Here is a 13,162-nt window from a genome sequence, read left to right on the forward strand (position 1 = left end):
CACGGCCGGGAGCACGGCTGGCAGACTGACCCGCATGGGGTCGGGCTGCCGTCGTCGGGCCCAGGCAGGTAATCTCCACCGCATGTCCCGTCATGTCGCGATCGTCACGGATTCAACGGCCTATCTGCCGCAGCGGACGATGGAGCGGCACGGCATCACGTCGGTACCCCTGACCGTGGTCCTCGGTGACCAGGCGCTCGAAGAGGGCACGGAGATCTCCGCGCGCTCCCTGGCCCTGGCGCTGCAGAAGCGGCGCTCCGTGACCACCTCGCGGCCGAGTCCGGAACTCTTCGCGGAGACCTATCGCAAGGTCGCGGAGTCGGGCGCGACGGCCATCGTCTCGCTGCATCTGTCCGCCGAGTTCTCGGGCACGTACGACGCAGCCGTCCTCGCGGCGAAGGACGCGCCGGTGCCGGTGCGGGTGGTGGACACCGGAATGGTCGCGATGGCCCTCGGCTTCTGCGCGCTCGCGGCGGCGGAGGCCGCCGAGTCCGGCGGTTCGGTGGACGAGGCGGTGACCGCGGCGGAGAAGCGGGCCGCGAACACGTCCGCGTACTTCTACGTCGACACGCTGGACTATCTGCGCCGGGGTGGCCGCATCGGCGCCGCGCAGGCGCTGTTGGGCTCGGCGCTTGCGGTGAAGCCGCTGCTCCAGCTGGACGGCGGGCGGATCGAGATGCTGGAGAAGGTGCGGACGGCGTCCAAGGCGATCGCGAGGCTCGAGGAGATCGTGATCGAGCGAGCCGGGAGCAACCGCGTCGACATCGCGGTGCATCACCTGGCGGCGCCGGAACGCGCATCGACCCTGGCGGACCGGCTCAGGGACAGGGTGCCGGGCCTTGCGGAGCTGCATGTCAGCGAGGTCGGTGCGGTGATCGGGGCGCATACGGGGCCGGGGTTGTTGGGGGCTGTGGTTTCGCCCTGGTGAGGGGCGAGGGGCGAGGGGCGTGGGGTGTGGGGGGCGTGGTGAAGGGTGCGCGGTGGGTCGTGCGCGGTGAGCTTTTGGGTGACGGAGTTATCCACAACTGCTGGGTAATCCACGGGAATTGACCAAGATCAACATAGTTCGGCCGAGGTCTCTAGCGTCGTCGGCATGGAACTTCGATCACTTTCACGGACCCCTGCCGCGACGAGTGGACCTGGACGAGGCCCCGGGTCCGATGGCCGTGCTTCTGGCACTCGCTCAGGCACTCCCTCCGGCTCTCGCGTTTCTGCCGGCCGCGCTGTCGGCGGCCCTGCTTCTGACGGTCGTGAGCGATACGGCCATGCCCGCAGGCGGGCGCTCCGGCGCGGACACGCTTCGGCGGAGGCGCGGGCCAGGGCGCAGGCGTTGCGGCAGCGCGCGGAGACACTGTTCGCCGAGCCTGAACGGGCGGGTGGCGAGAGCGGGTTGAGGTCGGGAGCGCCGCCGCCGGAGGGCGTGGGGCAGCCGGAGGCCGTGGGGCGTGCGCAAGCTGTGCTGGAGGCGCTGTGGCAGGAGGAACAGCAGAATGCGCAGCCACCTTGGTCGGTTTCGCGACAGTCGGAGGCCGTGGGGCAATCGGAGGCTGTGCGGCGGCGGGCCGGGCTGGGGCCGCAGCCACAGCCGCAGGCCATGCGGGGGTCTGGGCTGGGGTCTACGCCGGTGTCGCGGGCGGAGGTTGCTCCAGCGTCGGAGCCGGAGCCGGAGCCGGAGCCGCCTGCCGTTCCAGGGCTGGAGCCGAAGCCCCTTGTCGCTTCGCAGCCGCAGGCCGTGCGGCAACCGCGGGTTGTGCGGCAGTCCGGGGTGGGGTCGGGGCTGGGACCTCGGTCGGTGTCGGAGGCGAGGGCCGTTCCAGTGCCGCAGCCGCAGCCGCAGCCGCAGCCGCAGCCGCAGCCGCAGTCGCAGGCCGTGCGGCAACCGTGGGTTGTGCGGCAGTCCGGGGTGGGGTCGGGGCTGGGACCTCGGTCGGTGTCGGAGGCGAGCACCGTTCCAGTGCCGCAGCCGCAGCCGCAGGCCGGGCTGGGAACTCAGGCCGTGTTGCAGCCTCGGGCTCAGTCGCGCCCTCGGCCCCCGGCGCAGGCTTGGCCCCAAGCCGCCCAGGCCCAGCCCCAGACCCGAGCCCACGCTCAGCCTCAAGCGCGGGCGCAGGCACAGGTCCAGCCCCAGCCCCAGCCCCAGATTCGAGCCCAGCACCAGCCCCGGACGCAGACCTCAGCGCGGCCCCAGCCCCAGCCCCTGCCTCAAGCGCAGTCCCCGCAGTCGGGGGCGTCCGCAGACGGAGCGGACGGAGGTGCGTTGGGGGCGCCCCTGCGGGGGCGGGTGGGGCTTGCTGTGCGGGAGCGGTTGCCGTTGTGGCTGCAGCTGCGGTGTGGTCTTGAGTGGCGGAGCCTGGTCGCGCTCGGGGTGGTTCTCGTCCTTGCCGCGGTGTTCGCCGCCCAGCACTTCTGGGCAGGGCGGACGCAGCCGGTGCGGGCGCCGGACGTGGTCGGGGCGGCACCCGATCGGGGCGCGGAGCCGTCTCCGTCCCCCGGAGCCCCGCCTCCTCCCGAGGGTGGCGGCCGACCGGCGGTCGGCGCGGGCGGTGCGCCCGGTGCCAGTGGCGGTGGGGTCGTCGTGGACGTCAGTGGGAAGGTCCGCAGCCCCGGAATCCTGCGGCTGCCCGCGGGTTCCCGGGTCGCCGACGCGCTGAAGGCCGCGGGCGGGGTTCGCCCCGGCGCGGACACGGACGGCCTCAACCGTGCCCGCCTGCTCATCGACGGCGAACAGGTGGTGGTCGGCGCACCGGCGGCTGTATCTGCTCCATCGGCTCCGGCGACGCCTGGTGCCGGGGCGGCCGCAGGGCCGACGGGAGCGAGTCCTGCCGCCCCGGTCGGCCTCAACACGGCCACTGCCGAGCAGCTCGACGAACTGCCGGGTGTGGGCCCCGTGCTGGCCCAGCACATCATCGACTACCGCACGGAACACGGCGGCTTCCGCTCGGTGGATGAGCTGCGCGAGGTCAATGGAATCGGCGACAGGCGCTATGCAGACCTGCAGAATCTGGTGCGGCCATGAGATCGCGGAGGCAGACGGCCGTGGTGTCCGGAGCCTCAACGGGCCCACCCGACGCCGCCGTTCGCGCCCCGTCCGGGCGTCGGCTCGGTGACGCCCATCCCTGCCAGGAAGGCCCACTGGACCTGCGCCTTGTGCCGCCCGCCCTCGCGGCCTGGGGGACGGCGGCCCTGGCGCTGGATGCCCCGCCCCGGTGGGTGATCGCAGCCGTGGTCGTCTGTGTCGTGGTGGCAGCTGTCATGTTGGTGACGTGGACGGTGCGGGCGCACCCGGTACGTACAGTGCGGGCTGACGCTGCTGGTGGAGCGCGGCAGGATGCGTCTGAGGGGGCTCAGGTGCCGGGCTGGCGGCAGCCCTGGCGCCGGGTCTCGGTGGCAGCCGTTCTCCTCTGCGCCGCGGCGGGCGCAGGCTCCGCGGCGCTGCACGGGGCCGACCTGTACCGAGGGCCGGTCCCTGCCCTGGCTCGTCACTATGCCGAAGCGGAGATCGAGTTGGAGGTCACCTCCGACCCCCGGCTCACCCGGCCCCGCGTCACGGGAGCCCATGCCGTGCCACCCTCCGTCATGCTGGAAGCGGAGATCATCCGTGTCACGCCGGCGGACGGCAAGACCTCCGTGACCCGCACCCCGGTCCTGGTCTTCGCCGGGGAGGGGGAGGAGGGGGAGAGGGCCGACGGCGGGCGCGGACGTGAGGGCGGGGCAGGCGGCGAGGATTCCGCAGGCCCCTGGTCCAGGGCGCGCTGGCTCGCGCTCCTGCCCTCGACCAGGCTTCGCGTCCGGACAGCCCTCGCGCCTCCCTTGCCGGAGAGCGACCGCGTAGCGGCGGTGCTCCGAGTGGAAGGAGGGCAGGCGCCGCGGGTGATCGAGACGCCGTCAGGGCCGCAGCGCCTGGCGGGACGGTTGCGGGGCGGGTTGCGGGAGGCCACGGACGGGTTGCCGCCCGATGCCAGGGCCCTGTTGCCCGGCCTTGTGGTCGGGGACACCTCCCGCGTGCCGCCCGAGCTGGAGGAGGCATTCAGGGCGACCGATCTGACGCACCTCCTCGCCGTCAGCGGCGCCAATCTCACCATCGTCCTCGCCCTGCTCATCGGCCCGCCCGGCCTTGCCCAGCGTGCCGAACGGCGCGGTCTCGCGCCACGGTTGGGGATTCCGCTGCGGGCGACCGCGCTGATCGGGGGTGCTCTCACCCTCGGCTTCGTCATCGTCTGCCGACCGGACCCGAGCGTGCTGCGGGCCGCGGCCTGCGGACTGATCGCGCTGCTCGCCATCGGCACCGGACGGCGCCGTTCGCTGATCCCGGCCCTGGCCGCCGCCGTACTGCTGCTCGTCCTGTACGACCCATGGCTGGCCCGCAGTCCTGGGTTTCTGCTCTCTGTGCTCGCCACCGGCGCCCTTCTGACCCTCGCGCCCAGATGGAGCGCCGCCTTTCAAAGACGCCGGGTTCCCCCGCGCCTGGCCGAGGCGCTGGCCGCCGCGGCTGCCGCGCAGGCGGTGTGCGCGCCCGTCGTCGCCGTCATCGCGGCACGGGTGAGCCTGGTGGCGGTGCCCTGCAACCTCCTCGCGGAGGTGGCCGTCGTGCCCGCCACGGTGCTCGGCTTCGCCACGCTGGCGACGGCGCCGTTGGTGATGCCGGTCGCCAAGTGCCTTGCCTGGTGCGCGAGCTGGCCCACTTCATGGATCGCGGACATCGCCCGCACGGGTGCGGCGCTGCCCGGCAGTGGCGTCGACTGGCCCGGCGGCTGGCGTGGCGGTCTGCTGCTCGCCCTCGCCACGGTCGGCGTGGTCCTGGTCGGCCGCAAGCTCCTCAGGCACCCCTGGCTCAGCGCGGCCTGTGCCCTGCTGCTCCTCCTGGCGATCGTGCAGCCCCCGCCCCTCACCAGGGTGATCGCCGGTTGGCCGCCGGCCGGCTGGCGGTTCGCGATGTGTGATGTGGGCCAGGGGGATGCCACCGTGCTCGCCGCGGGGGACGGGGCGGGAGTGGTCGTCGACGCGGGGCCCGACCCGGTGCTCGTGGACCGCTGTCTGCGCTCGCTCGGCGTGACCCGGGTACCGCTCGTGCTGCTGACCCACTTCCACGCCGATCATGTGGCGGGGCTGCCGGGTGTGCTGCGGGGGCGTTCGGTCGGGGCGATCCAGACGACGGGGTATCAAGATCCCCCCGCGCAGGCGCGGTTCGTACGCGAACAGGCGGCCGCCCACCGGATTCCGGTGAGCCGAGCCGTGGCGGGGGAGCGGCGCCGTGCGGGTGGTGGCGCCCTTGACTGGCAGGTGCTGTGGCCGACGGCGGAGGGCTCGGGCCGGATGCCGGCCCCCGATGGTCCGAACGACGCCAGCGTCACCCTGCTCGCACGCGCCCGGGGAGTGACCCTGCTCCTGCTCGGCGATCTCGAACCGCCCGCCCAGCGAGCCCTGTTGCGCACACCGGCCGTGGCGGCGCTGCCACCCGTGGACGTCCTCAAGGTCGCCCATCACGGCTCGGCCTATCAGGACCCCGGGCTCCTGCGGCGGACCGCGCCGCGCCTTGCCCTCATCAGTGCGGGAAGAGACAACTCGTACGGACACCCGGCACCCCGTACGGTCGCGGCGCTGCGGGCCGGGGGAGCGGAGGTGTTCCGGACGGACACGGACGGCTCGATCGCGGTCATCGGACCGACAGGCGGACCGACAGGCGGGCCGAGCGGCGGATCGGCGGCCGGGTCGGCGGACGGGGCGGCTCCGGTCCTGGAGGTGGCCACGCGGCCGCCCTAGCGAGCGGGCTCGTACAAGCCCCTCTCAGATCTCTGATCTCTCCTCCTGCTCCCCCTCCTGCTCCCCCTTCTCTTCCCTCCCTCGCCCCCGGCGGTGATTAATTGGGGCTACTCGTGACACTTCAAGTGCTAGCGCCGCATTCCAGCGAAGTGGGTTCGTGTTGCATCGAATGCCGCAACGGTGATCGAATGCCTCTTCGGGACAGGAGTTGTCAAGGTGCGCGGGGGTGTGTCGCAGATGTTCGGCCGTTGGCTGGGAGACCGTACGAACCGAGCCGGTCGGACGAATCGAGCCGGTGGGGCAGGAAGAGCGGGCGGGGCAGGCCGTGGCGGGCCGGCCGTCAGGGCGGGGCGGGCCGGTCGGGCCGGGGGGCCCTTGTCCGCCGTGGCGGTTCCGCCCAGTGCGGGAGTGCTCAGCTGCCGGGTGCTCGACCCGGTCAATGAGCCCGTGCGGCACGCGGAGTTCGCGGTCAGCGATGCCATGGGGCGCAAGGTCGTCGGTGGGGGCCTTGATCCGTTCGGTTCGTTCGTCGCGACGGTTCCGGCCGGGGATTACCGCCTGGCGGTCTCGGCGGAAGGGTTCACTCCGTACCGGGCGAACGCCACGGTCGGGGAGAGCGCGCACGCCTCGCTCGGTGACGTCATGCTCCAGATCGCCCCGCCCCCGGCGCTGCCGGAGCCGGGTGACTGGGAGATCGACCCCCTGCACTCCTCGGTCGCCTTCACCGCGCGGCACATCGGTCTTGCCCGGATTCACGGCCGGTTCAACAGCTTCGCAGGTGCCATACGGCTGGGGGAGCGGATGGAGGACTCCGCGATGCATGTCGTCATCGACGCCGCCTCCATCGACACCGCGGTGCAGATGCGCGACGACCACCTGAGGTCCGGCGACTTCCTCGACGTGGGGCGTTTCCCGACGATGGAGTTCTACAGCGACCGCTTCGTGCACAAGGGCGGCAGCCGCTGGGCGATCACGGGCGGTCTGACGCTGCACGGCGTGACGCGCACGGTCACGCTGGAGACGGAGTATCTCGGGGTGGGCCAGGGCCTTGAGGGCGAGACCCGCGTCGCATGCCGCGCCTCCACCGAGCTGCACCGCGACGACTTCACGATCAACTGGCAGACGATGCTGGCCCGCGGCATCGCGGCCGTCGGACCCAGCATCACGATCGACCTCGACATCCAGGTCCTGCCCAAGAGCTGACCCACCAGACCTCACCACGCCCACCGGCCCCGCCTAGGGAGCCTCGAGCCAGCCCTCGTGCTCCGCTGCCAGGTCGTCCAGCGCCGTGCGGTCGAGGCGTCGATCGGGGTCCTCGACCACGACCAGCCACTGGGCGTCCTCGGCGTCGTCCTCGCCCGCCAGCGCGTCACGGACGAGTTGAGGCTGCTCGCGCACGCCGAAACGGTCGGGGAGTTCTTCGGCCACTTCCTCCGCGGCATCGCGGTCGGGCAGCACCAGGACATGTCGTACGTCGGTCACCTGCCCATTCTCCGGTACGCGGCGAGCCGCTCGGGAACCGGCCCGGCCGTACGGGACGGGCTGTCAGTGCCGCGTGGGATGCTTGACCGCGATGGCCAGGAAGACAGATACCGCCGACCCGCTCGCTCCTCTCACGCTCGCCGTGGGCCAGGAGGACCTCCTCCTCGACCGCGCCGTGCAGCAGGTGGTCGCGGCCGCCCGTGCAGCCGACTCGGACACGGACGTGCGCGACCTCACGTCCGATCAGCTGCAGCCCGGCACGCTCGCCGAGCTGACAAGCCCCTCGCTCTTCGCCGAGCGCAAGGTCGTGATCGTCCGCAACGCGCAGGATCTGTCGGCCGACACGATCAAGGACGTGAAGGCGTATCTCGGGTCGCCGGCCGAGGAGATCACCCTTGTCCTGCTGCACGCGGGCGGGGCCAAGGGCAAGGGTCTGCTCGACGCCGCCCGCAAGGCGGGGGCCCGTGAGGTCGCCTGCCCGAAGATGACCAAGGCCGCGGACCGGCTGTCGTTCGTGCGGAGCGAGTTCCGCACCCTGGGCCGTTCGGCCACGCCCGAGGCGTGCCAGGCCCTGGTCGACTCGATCGGCAGCGATCTGCGGGAGCTCGCCTCGGCGGTGTCCCAGCTGGTGGCGGACGTCGAGGGCACGATCGACGAGGCGGTCGTCGGCCGCTATTACACGGGCCGTGCCGAGGCCTCCAGCTTCACCGTGGCCGACCGAGCCGTGGAGGGGCGGGCCGCCGAGGCGCTCGAAGCGTTGCGCTGGTCCCTGTCGACCGGCGTCGCCCCCGTCCTGATCACCAGCGCCCTTGCCCAGGCCGTGCGGGCCATCGGCAAGCTCTCCTCCGCGCGGGGCGGGCGGCCCGCTGACCTCGCCCGTGAGCTGGGCATGCCGCCCTGGAAGATCGACCGGGTCCGGCAGCAGATGCGGGGGTGGTCTCCCGACGGGGTGGCGGTGGCTCTGCGGGCCTGTGCGGAGGCTGACGCGGGCGTCAAGGGCGGGGGCGATGATCCCGAGTACGCCCTGGAGAAGGCCGTGGTCGCCGTCGCCCGCGCGGCGAGGTCGCGTCGCTGAGACTGCGCGGAGCCAACGCCTGCCGGTTCTCAATCCGCGGGTAGTCCCTGGCTGGTCGCGCAGTTCCCCGCGCCCCTAAAGGGGCACTCCTCCCCGGCAGCCCCGCGCCCCTAACGGGGCGCCCCCGGACACAGCAATGCCCCCGGAGTGGGCCGGGGGCATTGTCGCAGCGTGGCGTACTGCGTGGTCTGTCCGCGATTCGAGGTAGAGGGCTCGAATTACCCTCGCGGGAGGATTGATCAGCGCCCCGGCGAGCCGGGGCAAGGGTTTCAGCCCTGGAGGGTCGCGACCTTCGAAGCAAGCGCCGACTTCTTGTTGGCGGCCTGGTTCTTGTGGATGACACCCTTGGAGACAGCCTTGTCGAGCTGACGCGAAGCCTCACGCGTCGCCTCGATGGCCTTCTGGGAGTCACCAGCGGCAACGGCCTCGCGGGCCTTGCGGATCGCGGTCTTCAGGGAAGACTTGACCGCCTTGTTGCGCTGACGCGCCTTCTCGTTGGTCTTGATCCGCTTGATCTGGGACTTGATGTTCGCCACGAAAGAGCCTTTTCAGGTTCAGGTACTGCAGAGGTACTGCAGATGAATTTCTTTGACACGTGCCTCAGGGCCATCAGAACCGCGAGGGACCGAGAGGGTCAGGAGACACAGCTGCCCAGATTACCAGCAGCCCTCCGACCGGCCCAATCCGGGCGGTGCTCCCCGCCCTCATGGGGCCGATCCCCGCTCGGACCGGCCCAGACCGGGTCCAGTGCCCCACCCGTGGGACCATGGAACCTACGTATAGATCCGACCCGAGGCGACAGGCGCCTCAAGAGACAGGACCCTGCGTGCCCGCGACCCCTAAAAATGTGCCCGAGCCGAGCCGTACCGACCCGGCTCTGATCCGTAATTTCTGCATCATCGCGCACATCGACCACGGCAAGTCCACGCTCGCCGACCGCATGCTCCAGCTGACCGGTGTGGTCGAGCAGCGGCAGATGCGTGCTCAGTACCTCGACCGCATGGACATCGAGCGCGAGCGCGGCATCACGATCAAGTCCCAGGCGGTGCGTCTGCCCTGGGCCCCCACGGAGGGCCCCGAGCAGAGCAAGACCCACATCCTCAACATGATCGACACCCCGGGGCACGTGGACTTCACGTACGAGGTGTCCCGCTCTCTCGCGGCCTGTGAGGGCACGGTCCTCCTCGTCGACGCCGCGCAGGGCATCGAGGCGCAGACTCTCGCCAACCTCTACCTGGCGATGGAGAACGACCTCAAGATCGTCCCGGTCCTCAACAAGATCGACCTGCCGGCCGCCCAGCCGGAGAAGTTCTCCGAGGAGCTCGCCAACCTCATCGGCTGCGACCCGGCCGACGTCCTGAAGGTCTCCGCGAAGACCGGCATGGGCGTCGAGGCGCTGCTCGACAAGGTCGTCGCCGAGGTCCCGCCGCCGGTCGGCGTCGCGGACGCGCCCGCCCGCGCGATGATCTTCGACTCGGTGTACGACTCCTACCGGGGCGTCGTGACGTACGTCCGTGTCGTCGACGGTCAGCTCAACAAGCGTGAGCGGATCCGGATGATGTCCACCGGTGCCACGCACGAGCTGCTTGAGATCGGGGTGTCGTCCCCCGAGATGACCCCGGCAGACGGCATCGGCGTCGGCGAGGTGGGCTACATCATCACCGGCGTGAAGGACGTCCGTCAGTCCAAGGTCGGTGACACGATCACCTCCCTGCACAAGGGCGCGACCGAGGCCCTCGGCGGCTACAAGGACCCGAAGCCGATGGTGTTCTCGGGTCTGTATCCGCTGGACGGCTCGGAGTACCCGGACCTGCGCGAGGCCCTCGACAAGCTGCAGCTCAACGACGCCGCGCTGGTCTACGAGCCGGAGACGTCGGCCGCTCTCGGCTTCGGTTTCCGCGTGGGCTTCCTCGGTCTGCTGCACCTCGACGTGATCCGTGAGCGACTTGAGCGCGAGTTCGGGCTCGACCTCATCGCCACCGCTCCGAACGTGGTCTACCGCGTGGACATGGAGGACGGCACCGAGCACACGGTCACGAACCCGAGCGAGTTCCCCGAGGGCAAGATCGACAAGGTCTTCGAGCCCGTCGTACGTGCCACGCTCCTCGCGCCCAGCGAGTTCATCGGCGCGATCATGGAGCTCTGCCAGACCCGCCGCGGCACCCTCCTCGGCATGGACTACCTCTCCGAGGACCGGGTGGAGATCCGCTACACCCTCCCCCTCGCCGAGATCGTCTTCGACTTCTTCGACCAGCTGAAGTCCAAGACCCGTGGTTACGCGTCCCTGGACTACGAGCCCACCGGAGAGCAGGCCGCCGATCTCGTGAAGGTCGACATCCTGCTGCACGGCGACCGGGTCGACGCGTTCTCCGCCGTCACCCACAAGGACGCCGCGTACGCGTACGGCGTGCGACTCGTGGCCAAGCTGCGGGAGCTCATCCCGCGCCAGGCCTTCGAGATCCCTGTCCAGGCGGCCATCGGATCCCGGGTCATCTCCCGCGAGACCATCCGCGCCATCCGCAAGGACGTCCTCGCCAAGTGCTACGGCGGTGACATCTCGCGTAAGCGCAAGCTGCTCGAGAAGCAGAAGGAGGGCAAGAAGCGCATGAAGATGGTCGGCTCCGTCGAGGTGCCGCAGGAAGCCTTCATCGCGGTGCTCTCCAGTGACGACAGCGGTCCGGGCAAGGCCAAGAAGTAGCCCACGCCTCAGCCGCCGTCCCGTCCGACACGGGCGTCACACAGGCATCTCAGCGGGTCCGTCGCGCTCTTGCGCGGCGGACCCGTTCTTGTATGAAGTGACAGGCAGAAGCCCCTTACGCACCGGGCCTCGGCGCTCTACTCTGATCACTGCTCGTAGGTTACTCGCAAGTTAAACAAGACCCTCGCAAGTTCAACAAGCCCAGCAGCCGCCAGCCAGTCGCCGCATGTCGCGGGTCCGGAGGATGTCGTGAGCGACACACAGACCTTGATCGAGAACCGTCCGCCGTCCGTGGCGCACCTCTTCCTGGAACGCGTGGCGGCCACGCCCGACGCCGAGGCCTACCGCTATCCCGTGCCAGCCGCCTCGGGTGAAGGGCCCGACGAGTGGAAGTCGCTGAGCTGGGGGCAGGCCGCCGAGCGTGTCTACGCCATCGCCGCGGGCCTCATCGAGCTCGGCCTCGCCCCCGAGGACCGCGTGGCGCTCGCCTCGTCCACGCGCGTCGAGTGGATCCTCGCCGACCTCGGCATCCTCTGCGCGGGCGCGGCCACCACCACGGTGTATCCGCAGACCAACGCCGAGGAGTCCACCTACATCCTGGCCGACTCCGACAGCCGGGTCCTGATCGCCGAGAACGCCGAGCAGCTCGCCAAGGCGCGCGAGAAGCGCGCCGAGCTGCCCGAGCTCCGGCATGTCGTGGTGATCGACACCGAGGGCGCGGGCCCTGCGGAGGGCGACCCCGAAGGCTGGGTGCTCACCCTCGCCGACCTGGAGGCACGCGGCGCCGCCCATCTGGAGAAGAACCCGGAGGCGGTCAAGGAGCGCATCGCGGCGATCACCAAGGATCAGCTCGCCACGATCATCTACACCTCGGGCACCACGGGTAAGCCCAAGGGCGTGCGCCTGCCGCAGGACAACTGGTCGTACATGGCCAAGGCCATCGCGTCGACCGGTCTGCTCGGCCCGGACGACGTGCAGTACCTGTGGCTGCCGCTCGCCCACGTCTTCGGCAAGGTGCTGACCTCGGGGCAGATCGAGCTCGGGCACGTCACCGCGGTCGACGGCCGCGTCGACAAGATCATCGAGAACCTGCCGGTGGTGCAGCCGACGTACATGGCCGCCGTGCCGCGCATCTTCGAGAAGGTCTACAACGGGGTCGCGGCCAAGGCACGCGCGGGCGGCGGTGCCAAGTACAAGATCTTCCTGTGGGCGGCCGAGGTCGCCCGCGAGTACGCGAAGGTCAGCCAGGACAACTTCCGCAGGACCGGCTCCGCCTCGGTGCCCTTCGGGCTCGGCGCCAAGCACAAGGTCGCCGACGCGCTCGTCTACTCCAAGCTGCGGGAGGCCTTCGGCGGCCGGCTGCGCGCCGCCGTCTCCGGCTCGGCCGCGCTCGCGCCCGACATCGGCTACTTCTTCGCCGGAGCGGGCATCCACATCCTGGAGGGCTACGGCCTGACGGAGTCCTCGGCGGCTTCCTTCGTCAACCCCGGCGAGGCCTACCGCACCGGCACCGTCGGCAAGCCGCTGCCCGGCACCGAGGTCCGCATCGCCGACGACGGCGAGATCCTGCTGCGCGGCCCCGGCATCATGGAGGGCTACCACGGCCTTCCGGAGAAGACCGCCGAGGTCCTGGAGTCCGACGGCTGGTTCCACACCGGCGACATCGGCGAGCTGTCCGCTGACGGCTATCTGCGGATCACCGACCGCAAGAAGGACCTGATCAAGACCTCCGGCGGCAAGTACATCGCGCCCGCCGAGGTCGAGGGCCAGTTCAAGGCCGTCTGCCCGTACGTCTCCAACATCCTGGTGCACGGCGCCGACCGGAACTTCTGCGCCGCCCTGATCGCGCTCGACGAGCCGGCGATCCTGGCCTGGGCCAAGGACAACGGCCTGGAGGGCAAGAGCTACGCCGACGTGGTCGCGGCCCCGGCGACCGTCGAGCTCATCGACGGGTATGTGAAGCAGCTCAACGAAGGTCTCCAGCGCTGGCAGACCGTCAAGAAGTTCAAGCTGCTGCCCCGCGACCTGGACATCGAGCACGGCGAACTGACGCCCAGCCTCAAGCTGAAGCGCCCGGTCGTCGAGCGCGAGTACCAGCACCTGATCGACGAGATGTACGCGGGATCGCGCGAGGCCTGAGCCTTCGC

9 protein-coding genes are annotated in these 13,162 nt (G+C 70.8%); 7 read left to right on the forward strand and 2 right to left on the reverse strand.

Annotated features, from left to right (window positions below):
- Nucleotides 1-82: 82 nt before the first annotated feature.
- The 4 genes from M4V62_RS27945 (at nt 83) to M4V62_RS27960 (ending at nt 6,963) form a co-directional block, all read left to right on the forward strand.
- On the forward strand, nt 83-928 hold the full coding sequence (locus tag M4V62_RS27945; RefSeq protein WP_249589960.1) for a DegV family protein: 846 nt from the start codon (nt 83-85) through the stop codon (nt 926-928).
- 1,329 nt (nt 929-2,257) lie between these two features.
- Nucleotides 2,258-3,016 (forward strand): helix-hairpin-helix domain-containing protein, encoded by a 759-nt coding sequence (locus tag M4V62_RS27950; RefSeq protein ID WP_344646380.1) that lies wholly within the window; start codon nt 2,258-2,260, stop codon nt 3,014-3,016.
- Nucleotides 3,013-5,760 (forward strand): ComEC/Rec2 family competence protein, encoded by a 2,748-nt coding sequence (locus tag M4V62_RS27955; protein ID WP_249589961.1) that lies wholly within the window; start codon nt 3,013-3,015, stop codon nt 5,758-5,760. Before M4V62_RS27950 ends, M4V62_RS27955 begins: the two co-directional genes overlap by 4 nt.
- Before the next feature lie 237 nt (nt 5,761-5,997).
- Entirely contained in the window at nt 5,998-6,963 is a 966-nt protein-coding gene (locus M4V62_RS27960) for a YceI family protein (RefSeq protein ID WP_425575221.1), read from the forward strand.
- A 33-nt stretch (nt 6,964-6,996) separates the two neighbouring features.
- Here the strand turns inward: M4V62_RS27960 and M4V62_RS27965 are convergent, their stop codons facing one another.
- Complete coding sequence (locus M4V62_RS27965; RefSeq protein ID WP_249589963.1) at nt 6,997-7,242, reverse strand: hypothetical protein; 246 nt, start codon at nt 7,240-7,242, stop codon at nt 6,997-6,999.
- 91 nt (nt 7,243-7,333) lie between these two features.
- Between M4V62_RS27965 and holA the strand changes: the two genes are divergently transcribed.
- Entirely contained in the window at nt 7,334-8,317 is a 984-nt protein-coding gene (gene holA, locus M4V62_RS27970) for a DNA polymerase III subunit delta (RefSeq protein WP_249589964.1), read from the forward strand.
- 269 nt (nt 8,318-8,586) lie between these two features.
- Here holA and rpsT read toward each other — a convergent pair whose 3' ends face one another.
- Complete coding sequence (rpsT, locus tag M4V62_RS27975) at nt 8,587-8,853, reverse strand: 30S ribosomal protein S20 (RefSeq protein WP_249589965.1); 267 nt, start codon at nt 8,851-8,853, stop codon at nt 8,587-8,589.
- Nucleotides 8,854-9,143: 290 nt separating this feature from the next.
- On the opposite strand from rpsT, the gene lepA reads away from it, so the two are divergent.
- Nucleotides 9,144-11,015: a translation elongation factor 4 gene (gene lepA / locus M4V62_RS27980; RefSeq protein WP_249589966.1), complete on the forward strand. Its 1,872-nt coding sequence runs from the start codon at nt 9,144-9,146 to the stop codon at nt 11,013-11,015.
- Nucleotides 11,016-11,264: 249 nt separating this feature from the next.
- The gene (locus tag M4V62_RS27985; RefSeq protein WP_249589967.1) at nt 11,265-13,154 is read left to right on the forward strand and encodes an AMP-dependent synthetase/ligase; all 1,890 of its coding nucleotides are present in this window, start codon (nt 11,265-11,267) and stop codon (nt 13,152-13,154) included.
- The last annotated feature ends 8 nt before the right edge of the window (nt 13,155-13,162 follow it).

Source organism: Streptomyces durmitorensis (assembly GCF_023498005.1).
Lineage (GTDB): Bacteria > Actinomycetota > Actinomycetes > Streptomycetales > Streptomycetaceae > Streptomyces > Streptomyces durmitorensis.